Source organism: Paenibacillus sp. WC2504, assembly GCF_052682475.1.
Genome location: NZ_JBQZFH010000001.1, coordinates 4,107,194 through 4,132,136 on the forward strand (window position 1 = coordinate 4,107,194; position 24,943 = coordinate 4,132,136).

Here is a 24,943-nt window from a genome sequence, read left to right on the forward strand (position 1 = left end):
AAAAAGGAGACGAATAAACATGACAAATAAAAAAGTAGCTCTTATTGCATCAACGGGTGGCCTGGAGACGGCATATAAAGTTTTGAATATAGCTACAGCGGCAGCGGCATTGGATGCGGAGGTAGCCATCTTCTTCACTTTTGAAGGCTTGTCCATCATTCATAAAGAATCTGAACAATTGCTACAGCTTAAACCAGGCAACGAAGGACTGGAAGAAGGCTTTAAGAAAGCCAATGTTCCATCGGTTAAAGAACTTATTGAAATTGCCAAAGATTCGGGAGTGCGTCTTATTGGTTGTCAGATGACGATCGATGTAATGGGGTTGGATAAAGAGCATTTTATCGAAGGAATTGAACTCGGAGGCGCTGCGACATTCCTAGACTTTGCTTTTGATGCCCAAGTGAGCTTGAACTTCTAGGAGGAAATTATCGCTATTAATCGCGGTAAATTCATGTCGAACCTTGAACATGCAGTAGAACTAGGACTGAATCGCTGTTAAGTTCATTATCTTGAATGATTAGACAAGGAGAGATCATATAATGTCAAACTTAGTTGTAGATGCAAAAGGACTTGCTTGTCCTATGCCGATTGTTAAAGCGAAAAAAGGGATTGATTCCCTGGAACCTGGACAAATTATGGAGTTGCAAACAACCGATAAAGGTTCTATGAAGGATTTTCAGGCTTGGGTAAACCAAACCAAACATGAACTCATTGAATCCAAAGAAGAGAATGGCGTATTCACCTTTATTGTTAAAAAGGGATAAAGAAAGTTGAAAAAGGCTACCACTTTAATCAGTGGTAGCTTTTTAAAAATCTCAAGAAATGAGGCTATGGTCATGAACAGAAGTCGAATGATCTACTTTGTTACATTGAGCCTCAAACGCATCAATCGTTTTGAAGCAAGCTGTTGATCAATCTTCACAAAATGAAGTCTTTATTTTTTCGATTTAGATGGCTCCAGGGTTTTGGATAAACGTTATCTTCATGAACTTAAAGAAAAAGAGGCAATTGATTTTAGCGACTTGCTGCATAAAGCATTAGATAAAGGAGTCAAGCTGTACAGATGTCAGATGAACATTATGTTTCAAAATGGTTTGGAGTGTATAGATGGAGTAGAACTCGCTGTTGTTGCTACATTTCTAGATCTAGCCTATGACGCGGATGCCGTTTTAAGTTACTAGAGGGAGTGGAATGAAATGGATCCTAAAAAAGTAATTGTTTTCGCACTGCATAACGAATTAGAGTCCGTATATCCACCTTTGAATATATCTATAGGTGCTGCGGCAACAGGTGCTGATGTCCTTTTAGCCTTCTCTAGAAGTGGTGTAAATATTTTGGATCACCATTATATCCCTATACCTTCAAGGGGCAAAGAATATCTAGCCAATGCTATACACGATTTTAAGGCTTCTTCTATAGGAGATCTTTTATCGATAGCTGTTAATTTAGGAGTTCGTTTTGTTGTTCCAGATAGTGACGATCCAGATAGTAAGATTGTATCTGAGCTGCCTTTTGAAAAAGTACCTTTAAAATGGCTATTAAACGAAGCTGCTACCGCAAATTTATTTGTACATTTTTAAAATTGTTTATTTCCAAAACTGCTATCATACATTCATTGTGCATATACCTATAGGGGTATATAATTCATCTTGTGAATATAGTAAATGGAATAGGAGGCTACTAATTGATTAAATATTTAATATTATCGATCTTCTTCGTTTATTTTATTCAACGATTAAGACCTGTAAAAGGTCTAAAAAAAATAAAAGCAATATCGTTTTCTTATCTTCTAAAGGACATACCGGCTAATTTGAAAATACTTGATGTTAGGGATCAGGTTGATTTCTATGCTGGTCATATTGAAGGAGCATTCAATATCTCTCTTGGAAGATTACCTTTTGTTAAGAAACAGGAAATACATGTTGATGATGAAATCATAATCATTGCGGACTCGAAGTACCAATCTAAGAGAGCAGCAAGAACTTTGAAAAAAAGTGGGCACCACCATTTAACATATCTACAGAATGGTATGTCGGCTTATAAAAAATTTCAGAAGAATCAACAGAGCTATAGTAAGCTTCAAACATGTGTGTGCATGTAAATTTTTTTGCTTTGTTTAATACCCATACTAGTATAAGTAGTAATGAGAGGATGAATTTCATGTTAGAAACCAAAGAAAAATCAACGATCGTACTTTTTATGGTGAATTAGATAAGGCTATTGCAGCATTTATTATTGCAAACGGTGCAGCTGCTTATGACCACGAAGTTACAATCTTCTTTACCTTTTGGGGACTTAAATGCGCTGCGTAAGGATGAATCAGTTCTTATCAAAAAAGGATGGTTGGAGTCCATGTTCGCTAAAATGATGCCACGTGGTGCGAACAAGCTGGGATTATCCAAAATGAATTTCGGGGGGCTAGGTCCCCAAATGATCAAGCATGTTATGAAAAAGCATAATACTCTAACATTACCGCAACTAACTGAATTAGCTCAAGAGCAAGGGGTTAAAATGGTGGCATGTACGATGACGATGGACCTGCTTGGATTGCAAAAGGAAGAACTTCTCGATGGTATCGAGTATGCAGGGGTTGCTGCTTATTTAGGTGATGCGGCAGATGCAAAAGTGAATTTATTTATTTAAACTTTTTACTTCTTATATAAATGAGAGGGAGGACATTCAATGCAATACGATGATGATGTGAAAAAAAGATTAAAGAGAGTAGAAGGTCAAATTCGTGGTGTTTTAAAGATGATGGAAGAAGAGCAGCCTTGTAAGGATGTTGTAAGCCAATTGTCTGCTGTAAGAAGTGCTGCTGATAAAGTTATTGCCTATATCGTTGCCGTAAATTTAGAACAATGCATTTTAGAAGAAAAAGAAGCAGGAAGAGACTCGAGTAAAATGGTCAAACAAGCAATCGATTTGCTAGTGAAAAGCCGTTAAGTACGAAGAAAAGAGCCTGAAATGAATTGTTCTCCTCGTCTGGTTTGTTTATTCTAGATTTGGCGGAGTAAAAGGTCTTAAGAATTTAAAGCCCGATCAATTTCAAGATGAATTGAAGGGAAACCGTTATAGAGTATTAATTGATGTCCGTGAACATGGTGAAGTAAAACAAGGTTATATTGCGGGAGCGATAAATATTATCTCAAATAAAACAACGACATGGAGAGATCCCAGTAGATAAAATTGTTTATTTATATTGCCGAAGCGGTATGAGAAGCAAACAAGCAGTACGAATTCTTCAAAAAATGGATTTCGAGAGCATGCACACTTGCAAGGCGGAATTATGTCTTGGAGAGGGAAATTAACAAAATGAATAAAAAATCATTAGCTCATGGAGATGATGCTAATGATTTTTTTTGTGCTCTACATATATTTCAACCGTTTGCAAATACTTATGTTGTTACAACGTTATAATGCTCTACGTAGCCCTCTAAGGATGGTATGAATTCCTTTTCGTAATGATCTTTTGGGCAGGACTTAATAATATGCGAAAGTAATGCATTTGATTTATGGGTGAGAAGTGTATCTTTGCAAATAGGGCACTTTTCTTTAGTGAACTTAATTATAAATCCCATTCAACATACCTCCAAATTCCGATTAGTATACTATGAATTATACTATGGAGCCGGATTAATTGTAAATAAAGAAATTGAAAGGGAGTTAAAACGAATATGTTTCATTACACCGTTGAAACAAGAAAGACAGTAGAACAAGTCATTGAAAGTCTCGAACTTAATTTAAAGGAAGAAAAATTCGGTGTTTTATGGCACTTAGATATGCAGGAGAAGTTAAAGGAAAAAGGAGTTGAGTTCAATCGGAGATACCACATTCTTGAAGTCTGCAATCCAATTGAAGCGAAACGTGTCCTAAGTGAAAATGCAATTGTTGGATATTTTTTACCATGTAAAATAACTGTATACGAGGATGAAGGAAAAACAAAAATTGGATTTCCCAAACCAACAGCATTAATTGGAATGGTCGATAGCGAAAAGCTTCAAAGTATTGCGGAGGATGTTGAAAAGCGATTAATTTCTTGTATTGATAAAACCATATAGTCTAAGTAGCCAAAGAGACCGATAATGTAGTTAATTTATGAATTAAACGAATGTTCCATTACACGGTCGAAAAAAAATAAAACGGTAGAAGATGAAGTAATTGCAAAACATGGAAGGGTCTCGATTTTAATCTAAGTTATCACATACTTGAAGTATGGAACCCCCTTGAAGCAAAACGTGTATAAACTGAAAATGCCATTGTGGGATTTTTCATATCTTGTAGAATCACTGTATCCGCTTTTTATCATTGTAGTGAAGATAAATGCCAGCAAGGATACATAAAATAATGACACCCATCTGAGGCTTATCCCCGACAATGTGCTTAGTACAAGATGAAGAGGGGATGTGTCCAATGACACAAATGTGCCAACATAAACCAGGGTGAAAAAGCTTGAGAAATCAAGCTTTTATTTTTTTATGTAGGGAAATTTGTGTCATTTAAAAATGCACAAATTTCCCTACATTGTAGTCTTGTGACACAAAACTACCTACATTCTAGCTCCAACCTCCTAGAAGGTAGAAGACTCGATTAAAGGTGTTTCAGAGAGTAGGCTTTAAACTAATGTGCAGACTTGCGTGGTAGCAGCATAAGCAAAAAGTGCAGGATACATTGGGACAACCGACTGAACATTGTACAATTGATGTACAAGACAATTTGTTAAGGGCCTAAGGACGAGTATCGAACTATGGTTCAGATTTATTAATCGATGCTGTCAAACAGTTTAATTTATAAAAGTCCAGGAGTACCTTTTTAGAGGTGTTCCCGGACTTGTCTTTTAATATGCTCTAGAATTAATAGACTTCAAGTTCGAACAAGGAGTAGCCGTATTGTGTGGTCCGCTCAGTTCCCGTTACTTTGACGTAACGAGCTTCTGTTCGTTTGATAAGTAGATTAGCAATACCCTCGTGACCATTATTTGTCGCATATACTGTCGTCCAAGTTGCGCCGTCTGAAGATACCTCCACTTTGTAAGCTTTAGCGGCAGCGTTCTCCCAGTTTAGTACAACACGTTTAATTTCAGTTGCTTCACCAAGATCAACGGTGATCCATTGTGGATCAATGCCGTGCTGGGACTCCCAACGTGTATCTTTCTTACCATCTACTGCAAAGCTGCTGTTCTGCAAAGAACTTTCAGACGTTGTTGTTGATTTGTTTAACGCCAGGTTTTGCGATGATCCTAGTGTTAGAGATTGTACAACCGAGTCATTTTTATAACCTGTTGCGCCAATTGTAATTGTATAAGGTTTAGAGTCGATGAGCAGGGAGGCATCCAATGTAAGTTTGCTTGCTTCCAATTGATATTGGGAAGGGCTCAATGCTACGCCATCCAATTCGATGGAGTTAACGGCATTTCTCCACGCCGCGTTATCTGCGAAAGTAAGTTCGACAGGTTCTCCAATCGTAGCAGTCGTACTAACCGCCAGAGTTGGACTTTCAATTAAGTCAGCAGTGCCAGCATATACTTCGAACTCCCACAAGGAGAAGCCGTAAGGTGTACCGCGTTTAATACCGTTCATTTTCACATATCTAGCTTCTACGGGCGAGAAGGAGATGTCGTCAATGTCACCATTTCCGTTGTCAGTAGAGTAAACCGTATGCCATGTTTCACCATCGATTGATACATCAATCGTGTAGGCTTTGCCGTAAGCATTCTCCCAGTTAAGAAGAACACGGTTAATGGTTTGCTTGGCGCCAAGGTCTACGGTCATCCATTGGTTATCCGCGAATGCAGATTCCCAGCGGCGATCCAATCTGCCATCAACTGCGTCAGCACTAGAACGATGGTAATCAGGTGAAGATGCAGTCTGCTTATTCAAAGCAAGATTGCTGCCAGGGTTCGCTGGTGGACTCGTCGGGTCTGTAGGCGGATTTGTCGGGTTTGTAGGTGGATTTGTCGGATCCGTGGGCGGATTCGTTGGTACACCAGGGTTACCTTTAGGAAAAACCGTTTGGTATACGACTGTATTTCTAAATCCTGTAGCCTGGACAGAAATCCAGTAGGTCTGTGCTTCCGGAAACAATGAGCTGTTAAGTGTCAATTGACCTGCTTTAACTTGATATTGAGAAGGACTGATGACCGTGTTGTTTACTTTTACTTCGCTAATCGTGCTTCTCCATTCCGCATCATCTGCAAACGTGATATCAATCGGTTGACCGGCTTCATCGGCTGTAGTATCTGCATATAATACAGGTGCCGACTCTATTCCGGAGAACGCGTCACCGTATACTTCCATTTCCCGTAACGAGAAGCCGTAGTCTGTTGTCCGTGTATGACCGTTCATCCTTACGTATCTTGCTTTAGTGGGCTCAAAATATACGTTATCCAATAGGCCAGATTCTCCTTGGTTGGTCGTATAAACGGTCGTCCATGTCGAACCATCTACAGATAATTGAACATCGTAGCTTTTGCCGGAAGCATTTTCCCAGTTAAGAACGACGTGGGTAATATCATCGTACACCGCACCTAGATCGACTGTGAGAAATTGGTTGTCAGCAAATTTCGATTCCCATCTTGTTGCAGGATTTCCATCTACGGCATTATTGCCTGCTTGCAGCGCATTGTCTGATGTGAACACTGGTTTATTCAACGCAAGGTTTTGTGAATAGAACGATAGGATAGGCTGCATAACGTCCGTACTCGAATAGCCCGCTGCTTCAATGCTTATGTTGCGTACAGACTCACTGCCGAAATAGATGCCATGCACTGTGATTTTACCTGGTGTTATCGAATAACCGGATGGATCTTGAAGCGAATACCCGTCTATTTTGACGGCAGTGATCGCAGCCCTCCATGCGGGATCATCTGGAAACTCAATGTCAATATCCCGTCCAACCATATTCCTCGTGCTATCCGGAATCAACTTCGGCGGATTCAGTAGCAATTGCGCACTATTTGCGCTGCTTACGATCGGCGAAGCCTTGTAGGATTGCATGTTGGATGCTTCGGCAGCCTCTGAGACAGACGCCATGTTTAAGGTACTCAGTAGCACGGATAAAGCGAGCGATGTTGAAGTAACGATGAGTGCTTTTTTTCGTGTAATACTTGGCAATTCTTTCATTCCTAATTTCCTCCTAAAATAATTATCTAAATTAATCACGAAATCCTAAAAGTTAACTTGAAACTATTGGAAATGAGATTGGGGCTATTATATATTGTCGAAATAATAATGAACAATAGGACTTATCTCCTGTGCAAACACAATGTTTAGGGCATGGTGGATATGTTGAACATCACTTTTAAAATGCATTATGAATCTTTTGAACTATTAGATTTTTCGCAAGTTAGCTAGGAAAATAAAGGCAAGAAAACCAGATGAATAAGAAAAAAACGTCTATTTTATTAGCGAAAAGCCATGTTTGGTAACTATAGTGCGTATTTCCTAAGAAGAGAGCGGCACGAGGCAGGGGTGAGTGAAATCTTAATTTATTGTAAACATATGAAAATACACAGTGGCGTCAATGTAAAATATTGGGGGATGGATTTCTTTTTCACCTAAATTGACTCTAATCTATCCGGATGCGAATCACAGCTTGTTGTACTAATACCCGCGTAAAAGAGGCTAGTGTGCTTCGTTCGCATTTTAGAAATTGGAGCTAGGTGAATTCTTTTTATGGGAATGAATGGTTTGAAAATATTCTTTACTATTCGTTCCCGAAATGCTATTATGTCGTCGGGAGGTGAACGTGAATGGCAATATACAAGGAATATGACGAGAAAAGGCAACTCCTGCTTGTTCGGAAGTCCTGCTCTAGATGGATTGTAATCTTGTCGGGTGTTCACGATACGTAAGACTTACGTGCAGATATAGAACTATCAACAATCCTGTCAAGGTATTCACTATATATCCTGGCAGTTTGATCATAAGAAAGTTTCTTATGATCTTATGAGAATGATAATTCTCATAAACCGAGTTGGTTAGACTTATCACTTTAATTATTACCCATTCATGAATATAAATAATTAAATCAATTATTATTATCAATTAGAAATATCGTTAATGTAGGGGTATGCTAATACTTGTGATCGAAAATAATTATTTTTTACCGTGAAAACGGGAGGAGAGATCTAAATTGTCAGCGACTCAGAAACTAATTTTTGAAAATATGGTCCGCGCTTACGAGAAATTGAGTCAGCTTAGCGAAGTTTTCACATTCGTGGAGACGAATCGCACGCAACGATTTGAGTCGGAAATCCCATATGGACTATTCAATAGCGTTTTTACATACAAACGTTCTGAAGAGATCAATCCCGAGGATGAGATGGCATCAATCAAGTCCTTTTACCATAATCGCGGCCATAAATTGGCCTGGTTGACCACCTCGCACGATCAGGACGAAGTCATTAACCAAGCGCTTGCGACTAATCATTTTCATCAGGTTGGCGTCATTTCGGGTATGGGGCTTTCACTGAAAGACTGGCGTTCGGAATTGCCGGAATTGCCGGGGCTGGAAGTCCGAGCTGTACGTGAAACTCAAGAGATTGAAGAGTTCCGAAGGGTCATACTAGCAGGGTATAACGTTCCAGAGCCAATGGCCGATATTTTTTGTAAAGTGTTTGTGGATGGCCCCAATCAAGATATCACCACGGTTCAACATTATCTTGCTTATATGGATGGAGTACCTGTAACTACACTTACGACCTTTACCGAGGGCGATGTTGCAGGCTTTTATAGCATAGCAACCTTAGAAGCCTATCGTTCGAGAGGAATAGCCCGTACTATGCTTGCTCATGTATTGCACATTGTGCAGCAAAAAGGTGTGAATTTAGCTGTTATTCACGCAACTCCAATGGGACGAAGTGTTTATCCGAAAGTTGGATTTAAAGAAGAACTGAGCATAAATATTTTCTCCAGCTAATGCGGATTCGTTTCATTAAAGTTCTTGTCATTTGTTTTTAATAATCGACACGATAAAGGGCTGCCACACGGCAGCCCTTTATTATTCTTATGAACGGCGATTAAGCATTGGACAATTATTTTCATGAAAACTTGAGACAAATCCTTGCCTTAATACAACAGAGGCTTAGTCTATTAAATTGCTTTCTCTATAAGCGCCACTAATCAAACCGCCATATATTGACGCCCAGGAAGTTCAACACGGAACGCCCCTTCAAAAAATGGCTCAAAGAGGGGCATATGGAGGAAGGGAAGTACCACGAGGTAAATTCTGGAACGCCGCAAGGCGGCGTCATTTCTCCTCTTCTGGCAAATCTGTATCTCAATGAACTAGACTTGAAGCTTGAAGAACATGGAGTCCGATTTGTGCGCTACGCAGATTTCTGCTGTTCGCCAAAACCGAAGAGGCGATACATAAAGCCGCTGAGATTACCAAGGAAACGTTGAAAAGGTCAAAGCAAAGACGCGGAAGACGCTCACGTTAAACAAGAAAGCATGGCTTGAAAAAAACGAAAAGTATCGAATTATTAGAAGATTTATTTTGCAGTTACTCAGAATAGAAAAATCAATAAAAGATTATTCCGTCAAGAATATATATAGAAACTGTCGGGTGACAAGAACATTGTCTCATTAAGTGCCGCGAAAATCGCGGCTTTTTTTGTTTTATGGGATAAAGTTCTTGTCAAAACCAAATGACAAGAACTTTATCCCTTCCCGATTATGACAAGAACTTTATCTCATTCCCGACGGAAGACCAAGGGAGTATTTTCCAAATGATTAAACTAACGGGCAGCATTCCTATTATGAGGAAATATGAGGTTTGAGAAATAAAAAGACTCCTTGGTATGATGTTTATGGGTCCCAGATGCTGGCCAGCGTCGGATCCAAAAACAAAACCAAGGAGACTACAACATGCATTCTACTCAAAATGAACGAATTAATCAAATTACTTTTTCTACTTTAATTATCGGAGTCGACATCGCAAAATTTAGGCATGTGGCGAGAGCCCAAGACTTCCGCGGGGTCGAGTTCGGGAAGCCACTTACGTTTGAAAACAATCGAGAAGGCTTTGAATTATTCGTTAGCTGGTTCAGGAAGATTGCGACGGAGCAGGGGTTCAAGGACGCCATAGTTCGTATGGAACCAACGGGTCACTACTGGCTAAACCTAGCTCATTTTCTAAAAGAAAAGCAAGTGAAATATGGTGTAGTAAATCCACTGCATGTTAAGAAAAGCAAAGAACTCGATGACAACTCGCCAACGAAGAATGACATGAAGGACGCAAAAGTGATTGCACAGTTGGTCAAAGACGGGAGATACGCTGTACCGAGCCTTCCTCAAGGCGTTTATGCCGAACTGAGGGAAGCCATGAAAATTCTCGAGCACCTGACAACTGACCTTTGTGTTGTGCAATTACGTGTCCATAATTGGCTAGATCGGTATTTTCCAGAGTTTTTGACGGTATTTAAGGACTGGGAGTGCAAGTCTGCCATCCAAATGCTAAGCCTTCATCTACTGCCACATGAGCTTGTTTCTGTGCCTGACGAGACGTTGCTGCAGCATTTAAGAGAAGCTGCAAAACGTGGGCTTGGTCTAGGTCGAATACAGAATCTGAAGGCAGCAGCCGGCTGTTCTGTTGGCATCAGGCAAGGTTCTGAGTTGGCTAAAATGGAGCTAAAGTTGTTGCTGACACAGTACGAATGGCTTAAGAACAAGCTTGAGGAATTGGAAGCAAAGTTAGATGAACTGCTAGCGCAGATCCCTCATGTAAAGCAAGTATTGGCCATGAAAGGAATTGGGAGGGATACGATCGCTGGCTTTTTAGCCGAGGTAGGTAACATTGACCAATACCGACATCCAAAACAGATCACAAAACTTGCTGGACTGAATTTGAAAACAAATTCATCCGGCACACATATAGGACAAACCAGGATCACAAAGAGAGGCAGGAAACGCCTTCGTGCTCTGCTCTTTAGAGTGATGATGCCGCTAGTCGCTAAAAATTCAGCCTTTCGAACCCTACACGAGTATTACACCAAACGGCCTGTGAATCCATTAAAAAAGATACAGTCTCTCATCGCGTTATGTAACAAGCTTATACGCATCCTTTTTGGTATCTTACAGAAGGGTCATGAGTTTAGTGAAGAAAAAATGATCAAGGATATCCCTCGATTTACGGAGATACCACAAGCAGCTTAATTTTCGCTTTTATATGATGATGATCTAGGTAGACAAGATAACAACAAGAAGCACGGATGAGTCGGAAAGGCACTAAACTTACGGACAAAGATCCTGTCGGGCAGCATATCTGACCTCCACCTCATGGTAGGTTGAATGAAGGAATGTGGGAGCGTAGACTCTGCGAGATGTGGGAGGGTTGACCACCATGAGCTCATGTGGAGATCCAAAGGTGCAACCATACATTACCATGCCATCCGTTATTTACAAAAGATGGTTTAGGTAGAGAGTCTTTTGTCCCTCAGCATATCCATAAATTCCTTCCTCTGCAACTTCATACCATTGAATGTTATCTGCTAAAAAGTATTTAAAGATCAAAAGCTGAGAAAACGAGAGTATTTGAGAGCAAAGTGATTCTCCAAAGAGGCAGTTTAGTTCCAATTATGGTATTATTAAGAAAATAATTTTTTGGCAGGATTACAATAGATCTGGTTAACAATGCGCTAGTTATACTAATGCCAAAGGGGAAAATCTTTAATGCAAAGGAATGCTCAATTAGACATAAGGGGAACTGTTTCGGACTTGAACGATATCATAGAAAAAATAAATGGTAAGGTGGACGAAATTAGTTCTCGTACTATTGCTTATGGTTTAATTACAGTAAAAACCAATGAAGCTCGGGAAGGGTATCAGGAGTTACTTAAAATGCTTGAGGAACGTAATCTCGAGTATACTTTTGCAGAAGGACGGAAATACACAAAAAAAGAAATGGACTCAAGTTATTTCTTTCATGTGAATGTTCCATTTCCATGGGAACATGAACCGTTAAAAAATGCAGCCTATTATGGCACAGTCTATGAAACATTAGAAGTAGACTGTGAATGTCAATTACAGCAGATATCTGAGTTGAGACTGGATGTAAAGAAGATGAAAAAGAGTCATCTTATCACGATCTACCCTCAGTTGATCGTTACTGAGCATGCTAAAAATATCATTATTCAGAATGAATTAACAGGCTGTGAGTTTCTCCCAGCCAATGATTATAAAGAACGTGAATTAGGTCAAGTGTTTGAAATGAGAGTAATTAATATTCTCCCTCTATTAAGTGAGAGAACTAGACTGGAAAAAGTAAAGCTTAAACATTGTTCCCGGTGTATTGCCGGTGCTGTTTTGAGATCAGAATTGATTTATGAAAAAGCAGATCTTAAATTGGTGTTGGATTTCAATTTGACCACTGAACGGTTAAACGCGTATGATGCTAGGCAATTGGTAGTTAGCAAGAAAGTCAGAGATGTTTTTAATGAGAACAAAATAAAAGTTTATGGTTATGAACCAGTAGCCTTTCACGAGACGTGTTAAGCTATCGGGACACGTTAGTTGAACGGATATTGGAGTAGTTTGCCGCGTCAGCTGCTCCATTTTTCAATACGTCTAATGAGAAACGATAGTTGAGGAGCGTGCTACGGGGCAGCTCCTTTTTCGTTTTTTTAGTAACGGTTAGTGAAATAGATTGTGTTAAAATATTGTTGATAATATCTTTTGGATTGGGTAGGGGGAAATTTAGAGATTATATGGAATGCTTAATCATGAGCATCCCTATATTAAGTATACTGCAGCTATTTACTTGCTTTCTAGGAGAATCGATCTTTGTATGAAATCCATTGGTATTTATTATTCTTAATGATAAAGATATTGCGAACTCGATTGAGCCTAAATTTGAAAGGACAATGATAAGGCCTGTGAGCCTAATATTGATTAGTAAAGGATGAATTAAACAAATACAATGGGAATGGTGATAACATGGAGAAGGAAAACACAAAAGATTTAAAAGAATACGCAGGACGAATTCAACAATTGGTTGAAAATTTTCAAAGCAATATACATGACCATTTAAATGAAGATTATGCAAAATCAACAAAATGGTCAGATAAACTTGCTGATAATGTAGCGGAGTTTGTTGGAAGTTGGAAATTTATTAATATCTTCATTGTATTTTTGGCAGCTTGGGTTATCTTAAACACATTGGCGATCACTAAGGTCATTCATTTTGATGAACCACCTTTTATTTTATTAAATCTTTTATTATCCTTTCTTGCTGGATTCCAAGCTCCAATTATCATGATGAGTCAGAATAGACAGTCAGCAAGAGACAAACAAGAAGCTATAATTGATTTTGCAATCAATTATAAAGCGGAGCAAGAAATTGATGATATGCAGGGTCATCTGCATAGACTTGAGGCAGATTTTGCTGAGTTTAGGAATGAAGTGAAAGAAGATTTGGCGGAGATTAAAAAGCTTTTACAGGGGAAATAAAAAGACTTTTTTAAGAAGAGAAACTGTCGAAAATTTCAATTCTCCTAAGCCCTGTTTTAGTTAGGTTGGGGTTTAATCTCGGAAATCTTGTGAAAAACAGAGAACGGCTCTTACGCTCGCTCTTGATGCGAACGGAGCCGTTCTTTTATCATTGTTCTACGGAAGTAAAATCGGCTTCCACTGCGGGATTGGGCGAATAGCAGGCTTGAAAACGCAGAGAGGATTGAACTAACGGGCAGGTTAGTGTAATAAAATGTAAAAGATAAGCATTATATTTATGGTATTATTAGATGAATTGCCCTAATAATGAGGTTGAAGATTGGTATAGAACGAGCACTCTTTTGAAAAGAGTTGAGAATATGAGAATTAATGAGTTATGGCAATATGTTATGACGAAACTTGCTGCGTCGGGACTTACTTTATTCAGTTTTTGGGCAAACGGATTTGATACTTGTTGGAATAAGCGAAAGCCTGGGGCACCCCCCAGGCTTAATTTTTATTCTATAACATTGGTGCAATACCTAAATACCTTCGACATAACTACTCTTTCGTAATCATTTTTTACATAATAGCAGTGACGTTTCCAGTCTAGAAGCCTCAGGGCTCCATCAATATCTCCAGCCATTGCATCATTAAATGCCCTCTCAACCTCTTCCAATGAAGGGACTCTTTGATGTTTTCGGTGAAATCCAATGATTCTCGACAATTCAGTACTCTTGAACTTCATCAATTAAAAAATATGCCTCCATGTTTGTATCGAAAACAACGATTCGGCTATTTACATCATATTCCATATCATTCACTTCTAAATGACTTAGTGTTTTCTCTTCGCCGGTCTCTGTATGCTTAACTCGGTATTCCATAAGTGTCATCCCCTAAACAATAAATTCCTCAAAGACTGGAAGTCGCATGAATCCAGATTTATACCAATCCCTATATTTAACTCTACAGCGTACTACAGCCTTTATAAAAGTCGTAATCTTTGCTCTCACCACTTTTAAAAGAATGAAACACAGGCATCATTGATTCACGAGCAGACTTACTTATTCCAAGCTCCATGGTGCCAATACTGCGGACAGATTCACCCTCTTGATAGCTAAGAAGCCAAGAATGTTCTTTCTTGCTGTATCCGGTTATGTATACCTCTGCCGTTTGGTAGTTAATAACCTTCTGCCATGACCAGGAGCGTACTCCTTTTTCATTTTTCGAGTCTTTTTTCTTAATGACAATACCTTCAAGACCATGCTGACATACGATTTTAAAAAAGTCCTTTGCACTGCCTTTAATTGGCCGAACAATTCTATATTGTTCCGTCTCCATAAGTGTCTCTTCAAGTAGTTGCTTACGTCGAACTAATGGCAATCCAGTCACGTCCACGCCTTGATGATACAAGATGTCAAAAGCCATAAATAGGACTGGTTTACGCTTTTTATTGGACCGGAAACCTGCATTTGTTGCTTCGAAGTCCGCCCGCCCTTGTTCATCAAGGACAACAATTTCTCCATTGAGAATAGTTCCTTTAGGAATCGGTGGATTGTGTAGTTCAGGATATTTTACTGTTGCATTCGTGTTCTTTGTGTATAGGTTAAACTCATCCATATTTGATACAATCAACCGAATACCATCCCATTTCAATTCGGCGAAAGTAGAATCATTATCAAACGGTTCGTTGTTTTTGGCATATTGGAGAAGCATTGGAGGAATAAACATTTTCTTTCATCACCCATAATAATGGTACACCTTAGAGATGACTAATGGGATTTGAAGGAAGCAAGGAGCATTAGAATGAAGAAATTAATTACCCCTAGTTCATTTGTTTGTTTGCGTATAGCAACTGCAATCACATTTCCAGTGTACTACGTCCTTAAAGGTAGATGAAGTACTCATGAGTTCGGAGAGTATTACTTTGCCAATAGAACTTATTTAGTAAATAAGTAAATCCCCACTGCTTAAATGGCTTTGGGGATTTTTGACTCCCTAAAAATAACTTGCATAGCGAATACGTGTTCGGTATATAATATAAAAATGCAAACAAATGTTCTTATTTTGAGGTGATTAAATGAGTATCATGACAAATGTAGAGACCGACGAAGATGTTCAATTAATCAAAGAATTTACATTGTTTCCTATTTTACTTGATATGCTGGCAAGGGATTCGGAGGAGCTTAGGGTTCACAAAGATAAAATTATATATGGTCATATTCTGTTTTATTTAAAAGAAGTTGAGGACGCAATTTATCCTGAAATACAAAATATTAAGAGTGCAATGAAAGAGCGTGACATCAGAGTGTTAAAAACATCAACCACAGCTTTAGGCATTAATGTTGAATATAAAGTTCGCGGATACGTCCACCATTTTACAATGTTACGCAGTTTGATTAAGGCTGAACTCATGACAACATTAATGAGAATGCGGAGGTCGTTGTAAATGGTATTGAGAGAAAAAAGTGATCGTACGATCTATCTCTCGGATTGCCAATCTTTTTACGCTAGCGTCGAAAAAGCTTCTCATCCGGGCTTAGAAAATCTCCCGGTTGTGGTGGCCGGAGATCCAGCTAGGAGATCAGGAATTATTCTGGCTGCTTGCCCAATAGCCAAGAGTTTTGGTATTAGTACAGCACAGAGGCTTGGAGAAGCACTACAGTTATGTCCGAATGTAATTGTAATGCGGCCGCACATGCAACGCTATATAGATGTATCTCTTGCGATTACGGATATTTATAAAGAGTACACAGACCTTGTGGAAGTATTTTCGATTGATGAGCAGTTTCTGGACGTGACAGGCTCGCTCAATCATTTTCGCTGTAATGCAGAAGAACTGGCAGTTATGATTCAAAAGAAGGTCGCGGCATCAATGAATGTACGTATTCGTGTTGGCATCGGTCCTACTAAAATCCTTGCTAAACAAGCGACGGACAATTTCGCGAAGAAAAACCAGAATGGTATTTTTACACTTGGTAAAGAAGATGTAGAACGTGTGTTATGGCCTCTAAGTGTAGATAAGATGTACGGAGTTGGATCGCGAATGACGAGACATTTTGTTAACCTTGGAATGACCACAATCGGTCATGTTGCAAAGACGCCATTGCATGTTCTCAAGCAGAAGTTCCGAGCACGCTTTGGTAAACAGTCAGACATTCAGGCGGAGGTTATGTGGCGTACTGCTAATGGTCTCGATGATAGTCCAGTCACGCCAGGAACGTTCAATGTAGCTCCGAAATCAATTGGTCACGGAATGACTTTACCAAGAGATTATACTACGGCAGAAGAAGTAGATATTGTGCTTTTGGAATTAACGGAGGAAGTTTGCCGTGATGCTCGAAAGAAGGGTTATACGAGCGGAACCATTCACGTATTCTGTATGTGCTCACCTTACGATGCACCTACTGGATTTAGCCAGCAAAGGAAAATGCCTTTTGCAACGAACAATACACTAAAAGTTTTCGAATCAGTTCGTGAGATATTTCATCGTAATTGGAATGGTCATCCAGTACGTAAAGTTGGTGTCACACTAGGTTCTCTTGATGATGAGGAAATCACACAGTTAGATCTTTTTGAGGACGTGATAAAGCTGCGTAAGCTAGATGGTGTATTAGACGGTATCAAGGATCGGTTTGGTAACACGGCCATTATTAGGGCTTCAAGTTTAATGAAAGCCGGTCTCGCAGCGGATAGAGCTGTCAAAATTGGAGGTCACTATAAGTGAGTAAAAAATTAGAACTTAATGGACTTTGGGAGTCAAGCCGCATGATGCTTCCACAGCATAAGGAAGCCGCGATTAGAAAGCGTAAAGAATCTCAACGCATATTGCGACCTATCCGAGATGAGCAAGAAATTCAAAACATTTCAGCAGTGCTGAGCCTTTCGCAAATGTATAAAAAACCAGTTGTACTAAAATTATATGAAGAATTTAAAACTCGATCAGTTACCGGCATCGTAGTACGCAGTAAACATGGTGAATTTCGATTAGATATAATAGAGACTTCTAGCGGAGAAGGGGATTGGGAATGGATTGCTTACAGAGATGTTTTTAAAGCCGAATTATGTATTGAATGGACAGAAAATGGAATGGTCGACCTATAAACAAACAAATAATTAATTAAAACGGTGACTACTCAAAATACAGCAATGAATTAATGAAGAATGATAAGTGTTAGAAGAAAGTAAAGTAGTAGACTGAAAGATAAACTATTAGACTGGAGTGGCGATTAAGCTAAACCAGCTAATAACTTGTCAAGATTTTTCAATAGAAAATCGAAAAGATGATGCTATACTAATTACTGAGCATGCTAAATTGCCAATCAGATTAATTAGAGGTATGCTTCTTTTCGTTTAAGCATGGCAAAAATCCAATGTAGTAACTTGTTCACACATGCAATCATCGCTACTTTGTGGGGTTTTCCTTCGGCCATTTTTTTATCGTAAAAAGCTTTGAGTTTCTTACTCCCAGTACGGCCTCAATCCGCAGAGTACTGCCATGTACAGGGCATGTCTTAGCCTACTAGAGCCACGTTTTGTGATCCGTTTAATCCTAGCCGTAAACTTTCCAGAGATATGAACACTGGGATCTACGCCAACAAAGGCAACAAGCTTTTTAGGATGATTAAACCGATCAATTTCACCAACTTCAGAGATAATCGGTGCCGCGATTTTCTCACCGATACCGGGGATGGATTGGATAATCTCATATTCTTCAACTTCATTAGCGAGTGCATCTATTTGCTTTTCGAGGGTAGATAGATGCTCTTTATAATGCAGGAGCATGCTAATGTACATATTCATACTAAATAAGTGACTTTGATAGGTTGCTTTGCGAAATGGATTTCGAATTGCAGCTGCCATGAGCTTCTGAGCCTTTTCTCTAGCCCATTTTTCGGAACGACCTGTACATAAAACCGCAATGTACAAGTAGTTCTGATCATCTAAAAACTGTGTGACTGGAGCATTGTAATGGCCCGTAGCCTCTAGAATAACCATTGGTTTTTGTCCAGTCGTGGCTTCAAGATCCTTTAAAAGCTCATGGAAAAGCTGCAATCCCTCTCCCTCCTAATACTGAATTTGCCGGCAGCCCCTAGTCCTTCTTGCAGTGTCATAGCTTCGCTTGTTATTAGAGATCGTTGTCTCAACCAGCCTCAAACATGTTTCTACAAGTAGGGGGTGAACAGTTTAGCTGATGGGATCACGGTCCCACGGGCAGTGACGTTCGACCCCGGCTACCGTTTACTAAACCTCTTAAATGCAAAGAGGTCAACCAGTAAAACCTGGCTGACTTCATAATACGAACGGGCAGATTTATTCAGGAGAAATTATCCGGGGGAATCTGATGTGATTTCTCCGACGATAATGTGGAAATGGTGCAATGCCTTGTCAGATACCCCGGCCCTAATTCGATACTAATTGAACATTTCTAATCATATTCTTAGTAAAAAAATCAATATGAGGGAGTGTAAAGTAATTTGATAAAAGTTAAGGTTAGTTTACGGCCCATTGTAAGTAAGATAAATTTACCAACTGTTTTGAAAACAACTATACTGCCGGGTGATTCGATAGAAAGATTATTTATTGCAACCCAGGTAGGAGAGATCTTTTACATAGGAAATGGGGTTATAAAGACTTTTCTAGATATTCGTCCACGAGTTATAAAACTAGGTGCTTCTAGTGGTGGATATGATGAAAGGGGATTGTTAGGGCTAGCATTTCATCCCGAGTTTTTTTATAACGGTCTCTTTTATCTTCATTATTCAATTGCTGGGACACAAGGTCCAGGTGCTCTTCCTAAACCTTTTAAGCCCAACCCGTGTGATCCGAGAACCTTAAACCTAAGGTGGATAAATAGAGAAACTCAATATGATCATATTGATACAGTAGAAGAATGGATCTTACTATCGAATGGTCAATCTCAAAAACGACGGACATTACTTAACTTAAGAAGACCGTTTTTAAATCATAATGGTGTCAATAGCTTGAATTTTTCACCTGAAACTGGAAAACTTGTTCTAACAACCGGAGATGGTGGATCAGGCTATGATCCGTTTAATTTAAGCCAGGATGACATGGAGATAGCTGGTAAAATTATTGAAATTGATGTAGATAAGAATACATTTTTCTATGATCTACCCGTGGTCTCACGTTTTAATGAACTTCCTGCACCTATTCAGGAAACGCTTACGGTTATTGCCAAAGGGGTTCGCAATATACCAGGCATTTCATATCAAAGGTTATATAATCAGTACATCAAATATGTGGGAAATGTCGGACAGGATTTGGTAGAGTCGATTTTTTCTTTCGTTCATTATAAACCAATACCGGTTACTCAGCTTATTCAAGCTTATTTAATGAAATCTGAACCTGACCAAGAAGGATTTATTAACTTTGGCTGGCGTGGGTGGGAAGGTGCTTTTCCTGCGTCGATTATTAGTAGCTGCTCTGTAAATCCGAATTTGGATGAGAAAACAATTGCTTATTACAATGAAGCAGTAAAAACTTCAGTGAGGCGTCTTCAGCCTTTAACTTGTTATTTTCATAAAGAACCCCGACCGGATAAGTATGGAGGAACTGCACTTACAGGGGTCCAGGCATATATGGGGAATGGAATTCCCGAATTAACGGGAAGCGTTGTGTTTACTGATCTTGCCCGGAATGAAGAATCTCAACCTCCAGTTAGAGGGGTTTTAGCTTATACTAAAGTAAGAACAGATTGTAAACTAAATGATTTTAGTGTTATTGAAACTGATTATAATTTTGGAACTCAATCAGCTTATTATGTTAGTTTGGGAACGAATCTGGATCAAACCAGACTATATTTAGGGGTTTTTGGTTCTATGAAAGTGACTGATTTTAACCAAGGTACTGTATATGAAATTGTTCGGGAACTATAGCTTAATAAAGACATCGCGGCAGTCGGTCATGACGATCGGCTGTCGTTTCCACGCTAACGGGCAGGTTACTTCCAATATGTGTTAATATTAAGTTGAGATTATTGATGAAAAAAACCATAAGGAGGACAATGATGAAGCGGATGCCATTTGAACGCCCAACCGAGCATTATGACGAGCGAATCTTTCCTATTGATAAGCAAATATGCGAATTGTTAAAACAACGCAAAGAAATTTCGAGCAATAATCCAGGGTATCCGAAATTTGAGTATATTGAGAAATGGGCAATATCCTTCAACCTCTATGAGGATTATTTGAAATCAGTTTTCCATGTTCTGAGAATTGAGGAGCATTATAAACCGATAGTCGAACCTTGTGAATTCAGAAAAAATGTCCCTATTCTGAAATTCAAGGAACAAGAAGAGTTTTTCTATACCTTGACCTCTATGAGGCAGTACGGTAACGCAAGCGTAATAACCTTTAATATTGATTGGGATGTAATGAGTGACCAGTCGGTCAAGTCAAATAAATCAAAACACTTTGAATTATATATAGGTGAAACATACCATTGTCGAATGGATAGTGGTGGAGGTAGTTCAGGGCATTTATCATTTAACTATGTCGTATCGCCCGCATTACCTGATGATATTTCTGGTATGGATTTTATCTTCAGGGAGTTCAATTCACCATTTAAAGATACATCGACAGGAAATGAAATCGTTTTTCGTATCGAGTGATTTTGAATTACGTTAACGGGACACGAAAGTTCATTAAATTGCTCGACAGCTAGGAGGCGTTACATGAGTACTAAGCTTGTACCGCTCCGTGTTCCAAGTGGTTGGAAAGTAAGATTTAATGAATTTACTGAGACAGATTCTGACTCTTTTGCCAATGATGATTATGAGCATTTGTGGGAGTTTAAAGAGGATATCCTTCAGCTTGAGTATGAAGAGAAACGAACGTTGGATTTAGGTTGGTATCCCGAATTTAATCCCGAAGGTAAATATAAACTTCTGCTTATTGACTCAACGAACAAAATCTAGACTGTAATACGCTCAGTTTATTGAGCTAACGGACACGATAGTTCAATGCTTTAAGTTACATATTTTGCATGGAGGATGATGGTGTGTGAGTCAAAACCGGGTAGAGAGTTTGGTCTGGCAATGGGATCATATTTGGGAGAGGGAAGAATGGATCGTTCCGGTGTCTACCGTGTTGGAGGGAATACCAGCCGCAGCGGCAGCATGTACACCGCAAGGGGGAGGTAACTCGATCTGGGGGACGCTTTTACATATGAATTTTCATAATGAACGCAGGTTGCTTCGGCTGAATGGGGTTGAGCTCGGGCCGCCAACCATCTCCAATGAGGAGACGTTCCAAGGCAGCGTGGATCCAGAAGATGAGGCTGAATGGCAGGCGCTGGTGAATCGAGCGAAGCGCGTGGCGTCGGAGCTGCGCGCTTCGCTCGGCCGTTTGACGGAAGAGCAACTGGATGCGCCATATGTCAGAAGCGGACTTACGCTCGGGCAAGAATTACTCAATTGGATCATGCACGATGCGTATCACGCAGGCCAGATTGTTCTGATTCGGAAGCAGCTAGGGGTATGGCGTAACGCATAACAGTAGTAACAAAAGCTAAGATGCCTTTCCACATAAAAGTATCTCTGTAATTTTACAAGAAGACGACGAGAAATGGATTAGCGATGTAGAGGATAAACTACCATATCCACTTCCCTTGTCCCCTATGAAGTTGGTAGAGTTACACGACATTGATTCTCCTGAGGATGGGGAAGAAAGAGATCTAGCCTTTCAAGCTTTTGGATCAGAATATATTTGTAGAATACTTGGTAACCCTTTTTTTGCTACTGATGAGATCCTCGAAACGTGTCTATGTTGTGAAAGTGATATGCATTATGTAGCATCAGTTTGTAGTGAAGATTATCATTCAGAGTTTTTGGTTCACGACAAATTTTCCTTCTTAATTGAGGAGTCATTTCTTTACTTTTACTACTGCAAAGAGTGCTTGGTTATCAAAACTGTAATGCAAAAAAGCACTTAACCAATTCTTAATAATTTAGGCCTATGTATGCTACGGCATACTGGTTGCGATTGAACTAACGGGATACAATAGTTTAAAATAAGTGAGCAGATTGCTGAGGACCGGCAACTGTTCTTTTTTAATGACGTAAGGGTAGATTACTTCCAATATGTGAAAATATTGTATGATTCTAATTAATCAGATCGCAGTTATACAAAGGGGATATATTTCTGGATATTTATTTTTTGAGACATGGCGTGATTGAATGTTTATTGGGAAATTGAGGCAATATAAGTAGGATTCGATTTACAATTTGGAAGGGGTTAAATAATATGATTAATAACCTTCTTATTATCGTATTGGTAATTCTTACGTTACCTCCCATCTTTTTTTTCGGTTACATGTATGCATTATCTAAGAATCCAAAGCATTCCATCATTCGTTCTCATCCGTTTCTCGGCTGGATAAGATATTTACTTGAAAAGTTGGGGCCAGAATTTCGTCAATACTGGTTTGACAATGATATAGAAGGGAAACCTTTCTCGCGGGCTGATTTTGTTGGACTCGTTTATGCCGCGAAATATCGAACAGATCTTATTTCCTTTGGAGGCAGACGAGACTACGAGAAACCAGGATTCTATTTGTCGAACGCCCTGTTTCCGAAATTGACCAGTGAGCTAAAAGTTGATAATGATGTGCTTTTACATGGAAGGAAATATGTTATTACTGACGAAGGGCTTTTCACAAGAAAAGAAATGATAGTAGATGAACAAATTAAGCCTTGGTTATTACATGATGACGATACAATCGTTGTCGGACAAAATCGCTTGCATCCTTGGAGGCTAAAAGGCATGTTCGGCGCCTCAGCCACTTCGTACGGAGCTGTAGGCGAGAATTATATACTGTCTACTGGAAGCGGTGCATTCATGGCAGGCGGGTCATGGATCAATACTGGTGAAGGCGGTGTAGCGGATGTACACTTGGCTACCGGCGTTGATGTTATTTCCCAGATCGGACCCGGCATGTTCGGATTTCGCGATAGTACAGGTCTCTTTTCTATAGATGCATATAAACAAAAAGCTAACACCTCTAATATCAAGGCATTCGAACTAAAATTTCATCAAGGAGCTAAAATTCGTGGGGGGCATTTGGAGGGCTCTAAGGTTACGGAGAAAGTTGCAAGAGCTCGTTTGGTACCCGTGGGAAAAACCGTAAACTCACCAAACCGGTTCGAATTCCTGACTAATCCCGAAGATGCATTACGCTTCATAGATAGGTTGCAAAGAGAAGGAGGCAAGCCGGTAGGTGTTAAAATCGTTGTAGGCGATCCAAAGCGACTCGAACCTTTTTTTCAAGCAATGGTGGACTTGGATATGTATCCCGATTTCATTACTGTTGACGGTTCTGAGGGAGGTTCTGGAGCAACCTTCAAAGCGATGGCAGACGGAATGGGACTGCCACTCTTTACCGCACTGCTGATTTTAGATGATACGGCTAGAAAATTCGGCGTGCGCAATCGTTTTAAAATATTCGCTTCCGGCAAGCTCGTTACTCCAGATAAAGTAGCAATCGCGTTGGCATTGGGGGCGGATTGTGTGAACTCTGCACGCGGCTTTATGATGGCTAATGGCTGTATTATGGCTATGCAGTGCCATACTGGCAAGTGCCCGACTGGCATTACGACTACGGATTCTAAATACCAAAAGGCTCTGGCTCCTGAAGAAAAACAATGGCGGGTGATGAACTATATTCTTCAGTTGAGGGAAGGCCTGTTCTCTTTGGCTGCAGCATGCGGCTTAGAAACTCCTCGAGAATTTAGGCGAGAACATGTTGTGTTTACTAACGAAAAGGGTCAAAGCATAAGAATCATAGACATGTTTCCTTATCCAGGATAAACTTAACCTAAGAACTTCACCTCTACATAGTCTTGTGACACAAAACTCCCTGCATTCTAGGATCCGAATCCAAGACAGGATTGGAAAAAAGGTGTTACAGCAAGAAGGAGTTAAACTCCCTCAGAGAATAAAGATTTTCTCAAAGATGCAAGGGAAATTTCAAGATTTTCTTGGTATTAAATCAAGAACGTTATATCAAAAAGAACACATACATGTAATTATAGAGCCTAATGATGAAAGCAGTGTATTGAGCTTTGTAGCCACAATACGTGCAGCAAGTACACATGCAGAATCCATACAGATTGTTATTGGGATAAAATGCATGCTGCCATCTCATACTAACAACGAAAAAAGATGGAGGTGAATATTATGCCTAAAAATGAAGCAGATCCTAAGTATGACCGCGAGAATAACCGAGCAGATAGTAAAAACCATCAGCAAAATGACACTAGTATTCTTGAAGAAGCACAAACACTATCGAGCAGCAAGGCCGCTGATTACGTCCCGAGTTTAAATAATATTAACAAAAACCAAGTTTAAGTAATAAGGCTGTTCTTCTCATTACTGAGAGGGCAGCTTTTTAAGTTGTAAAGAATTAAAAGAAGGAAATGGAAATTAGACCTACAGCTTTCCTAAACTCCGCAAATATTATCAGTTTAAATAAATTGACAGACTAGATATAATTAAGCC

The 24,943-nt window shown here is 39.5% G+C and carries 25 protein-coding genes and 2 pseudogenes; 23 read left to right on the plus strand and 4 right to left on the minus strand.

Features of this window, described 5'->3' with window-relative positions:
- Nucleotides 1-19 precede the first annotated feature (19 nt).
- The 9 genes and pseudogenes from ACUN27_RS18385 to ACUN27_RS18425 all read left to right on the plus strand — a co-directional run bounded on the left by ACUN27_RS18385 (nucleotide 20) and on the right by ACUN27_RS18425 (nucleotide 4,058).
- Entirely contained in the window at nucleotides 20-418 is a 399-nt protein-coding gene (locus ACUN27_RS18385) for a DsrE/DsrF/DrsH-like family protein (RefSeq protein WP_315956090.1), read from the plus strand.
- A 121-nt stretch (nucleotides 419-539) separates the two neighbouring features.
- Nucleotides 540-764 carry a sulfurtransferase TusA family protein gene (locus ACUN27_RS18390; protein WP_315956091.1) on the plus strand — a complete coding sequence of 75 codons (225 nt, stop codon included), beginning with the start codon at nucleotides 540-542 and terminating at the stop codon, nucleotides 762-764.
- Nucleotides 765-965: 201 nt separating this feature from the next.
- Nucleotides 966-1,181 (plus strand): DsrE/DsrF/DrsH-like family protein, encoded by a 216-nt coding sequence (locus ACUN27_RS18395; protein ID WP_379175275.1) that lies wholly within the window; start codon nucleotides 966-968, stop codon nucleotides 1,179-1,181.
- A 15-nt stretch (nucleotides 1,182-1,196) separates the two neighbouring features.
- Complete coding sequence (locus ACUN27_RS18400) at nucleotides 1,197-1,580, plus strand: peroxiredoxin family protein (protein WP_315956092.1); 384 nt, start codon at nucleotides 1,197-1,199, stop codon at nucleotides 1,578-1,580.
- A gap of 104 nt (nucleotides 1,581-1,684) precedes the next feature.
- A complete protein-coding gene (locus ACUN27_RS18405) occupies nucleotides 1,685-2,101 on the plus strand; it encodes a rhodanese-like domain-containing protein (protein WP_445559349.1) in 417 nt (138 codons plus the stop codon).
- Between the two features lie 59 nt (nucleotides 2,102-2,160).
- Nucleotides 2,161-2,643, plus strand: a pseudogene (locus tag ACUN27_RS18410) (DsrE/DsrF/DrsH-like family protein).
- Nucleotides 2,644-2,682: 39 nt separating this feature from the next.
- On the plus strand, nucleotides 2,683-2,943 hold the full coding sequence (locus ACUN27_RS18415; RefSeq protein ID WP_315956094.1) for a metal-sensitive transcriptional regulator: 261 nt from the start codon (nucleotides 2,683-2,685) through the stop codon (nucleotides 2,941-2,943).
- A 25-nt stretch (nucleotides 2,944-2,968) separates the two neighbouring features.
- Nucleotides 2,969-3,184, plus strand: coding sequence for a rhodanese-like domain-containing protein (locus ACUN27_RS18420; protein WP_445560638.1), 216 nt, complete (start codon nucleotides 2,969-2,971; stop codon nucleotides 3,182-3,184).
- Between the two features lie 490 nt (nucleotides 3,185-3,674).
- A complete protein-coding gene (locus ACUN27_RS18425) occupies nucleotides 3,675-4,058 on the plus strand; it encodes a DUF302 domain-containing protein (protein WP_315956095.1) in 384 nt (127 codons plus the stop codon).
- A 792-nt stretch (nucleotides 4,059-4,850) separates the two neighbouring features.
- Here ACUN27_RS18425 and ACUN27_RS18430 read toward each other — a convergent pair.
- Nucleotides 4,851-7,118, minus strand: a complete 2,268-nt coding sequence (locus ACUN27_RS18430) for a discoidin domain-containing protein (protein WP_445559350.1) — start codon at nucleotides 7,116-7,118, stop codon at nucleotides 4,851-4,853.
- Between the two features lie 1,012 nt (nucleotides 7,119-8,130).
- Here ACUN27_RS18430 and ACUN27_RS18435 point away from each other — a divergent pair.
- From ACUN27_RS18435 to ACUN27_RS18455, 5 genes are all read left to right on the plus strand, one after another.
- Nucleotides 8,131-8,916 (plus strand): GNAT family N-acetyltransferase, encoded by a 786-nt coding sequence (locus tag ACUN27_RS18435; RefSeq protein WP_445559351.1) that lies wholly within the window; start codon nucleotides 8,131-8,133, stop codon nucleotides 8,914-8,916.
- 278 nt (nucleotides 8,917-9,194) lie between these two features.
- Nucleotides 9,195-9,401, plus strand: a complete 207-nt coding sequence (locus ACUN27_RS18440; protein ID WP_445559352.1) for a reverse transcriptase domain-containing protein — start codon at nucleotides 9,195-9,197, stop codon at nucleotides 9,399-9,401.
- Nucleotides 9,402-9,866: 465 nt separating this feature from the next.
- Nucleotides 9,867-11,153 carry an IS110 family transposase gene (locus tag ACUN27_RS18445; RefSeq protein ID WP_445559353.1) on the plus strand — a complete coding sequence of 429 codons (1,287 nt, stop codon included), beginning with the start codon at nucleotides 9,867-9,869 and terminating at the stop codon, nucleotides 11,151-11,153.
- A 561-nt stretch (nucleotides 11,154-11,714) separates the two neighbouring features.
- Nucleotides 11,715-12,491, plus strand: a complete 777-nt coding sequence (locus ACUN27_RS18450; RefSeq protein WP_445559354.1) for a hypothetical protein — start codon at nucleotides 11,715-11,717, stop codon at nucleotides 12,489-12,491.
- 441 nt (nucleotides 12,492-12,932) lie between these two features.
- Nucleotides 12,933-13,445: a DUF1003 domain-containing protein gene (locus ACUN27_RS18455; protein WP_127458603.1), complete on the plus strand. Its 513-nt coding sequence runs from the start codon at nucleotides 12,933-12,935 to the stop codon at nucleotides 13,443-13,445.
- Between the two features lie 707 nt (nucleotides 13,446-14,152).
- Here ACUN27_RS18455 and ACUN27_RS18460 read toward each other — a convergent pair.
- Together ACUN27_RS18460 and ACUN27_RS18465 are read right to left on the minus strand one after the other, a co-directional pair.
- The gene (locus tag ACUN27_RS18460) at nucleotides 14,153-14,308 is read right to left on the minus strand and encodes a hypothetical protein (RefSeq protein ID WP_315956274.1); all 156 of its coding nucleotides are present in this window, start codon (nucleotides 14,306-14,308) and stop codon (nucleotides 14,153-14,155) included.
- Nucleotides 14,309-14,390: 82 nt separating this feature from the next.
- On the minus strand, nucleotides 14,391-15,155 hold the full coding sequence (locus tag ACUN27_RS18465; protein WP_445559355.1) for an ATP-dependent DNA ligase: 765 nt from the start codon (nucleotides 15,153-15,155) through the stop codon (nucleotides 14,391-14,393).
- Between the two features lie 349 nt (nucleotides 15,156-15,504).
- Between ACUN27_RS18465 and ACUN27_RS18470 the strand changes: the two genes are divergently transcribed.
- The 3 genes from ACUN27_RS18470 to ACUN27_RS18480 are packed head-to-tail and all read left to right on the plus strand — an operon-like array spanning nucleotide 15,505 to nucleotide 17,528.
- Nucleotides 15,505-15,873, plus strand: coding sequence for a hypothetical protein (locus ACUN27_RS18470; protein WP_315956272.1), 369 nt, complete (start codon nucleotides 15,505-15,507; stop codon nucleotides 15,871-15,873).
- Nucleotides 15,874-15,879: 6 nt separating this feature from the next.
- The gene (locus tag ACUN27_RS18475) at nucleotides 15,880-17,151 is read left to right on the plus strand and encodes a DNA polymerase IV (RefSeq protein WP_445560639.1); all 1,272 of its coding nucleotides are present in this window, start codon (nucleotides 15,880-15,882) and stop codon (nucleotides 17,149-17,151) included.
- Nucleotides 17,148-17,528, plus strand: a complete 381-nt coding sequence (locus tag ACUN27_RS18480) for a YolD-like family protein (RefSeq protein WP_445559356.1) — start codon at nucleotides 17,148-17,150, stop codon at nucleotides 17,526-17,528. Before ACUN27_RS18475 ends, ACUN27_RS18480 begins: the two co-directional genes overlap by 4 nt.
- Nucleotides 17,529-17,755: 227 nt before the next feature.
- On the opposite strand, the pseudogene ACUN27_RS18485 reads toward ACUN27_RS18480, so the two are convergent.
- A pseudogene (locus tag ACUN27_RS18485) lies at nucleotides 17,756-18,335 on the minus strand (IS110 family transposase); the annotation flags it as partial.
- A gap of 566 nt (nucleotides 18,336-18,901) precedes the next feature.
- Here ACUN27_RS18485 and ACUN27_RS18490 point away from each other — a divergent pair.
- The 6 genes from ACUN27_RS18490 (at nucleotide 18,902) to ACUN27_RS18515 (ending at nucleotide 24,793) form a co-directional block, all read left to right on the plus strand.
- A complete protein-coding gene (locus ACUN27_RS18490) occupies nucleotides 18,902-20,323 on the plus strand; it encodes a PQQ-dependent sugar dehydrogenase (protein WP_445559357.1) in 1,422 nt (473 codons plus the stop codon).
- 131 nt (nucleotides 20,324-20,454) lie between these two features.
- Nucleotides 20,455-21,057 carry a hypothetical protein gene (locus ACUN27_RS18495; RefSeq protein ID WP_445559358.1) on the plus strand — a complete coding sequence of 201 codons (603 nt, stop codon included), beginning with the start codon at nucleotides 20,455-20,457 and terminating at the stop codon, nucleotides 21,055-21,057.
- Nucleotides 21,058-21,120: 63 nt separating this feature from the next.
- Nucleotides 21,121-21,363: a hypothetical protein gene (locus ACUN27_RS18500; RefSeq protein WP_315956268.1), complete on the plus strand. Its 243-nt coding sequence runs from the start codon at nucleotides 21,121-21,123 to the stop codon at nucleotides 21,361-21,363.
- A gap of 85 nt (nucleotides 21,364-21,448) precedes the next feature.
- Nucleotides 21,449-21,940 carry a DinB family protein gene (locus ACUN27_RS18505; RefSeq protein ID WP_315956267.1) on the plus strand — a complete coding sequence of 164 codons (492 nt, stop codon included), beginning with the start codon at nucleotides 21,449-21,451 and terminating at the stop codon, nucleotides 21,938-21,940.
- A 750-nt stretch (nucleotides 21,941-22,690) separates the two neighbouring features.
- Nucleotides 22,691-24,253 carry an FMN-binding glutamate synthase family protein gene (locus ACUN27_RS18510; protein ID WP_315956265.1) on the plus strand — a complete coding sequence of 521 codons (1,563 nt, stop codon included), beginning with the start codon at nucleotides 22,691-22,693 and terminating at the stop codon, nucleotides 24,251-24,253.
- A gap of 369 nt (nucleotides 24,254-24,622) precedes the next feature.
- A complete protein-coding gene (locus ACUN27_RS18515) occupies nucleotides 24,623-24,793 on the plus strand; it encodes a hypothetical protein (RefSeq protein WP_315956264.1) in 171 nt (56 codons plus the stop codon).
- Nucleotides 24,794-24,943 lie beyond the last annotated feature (150 nt).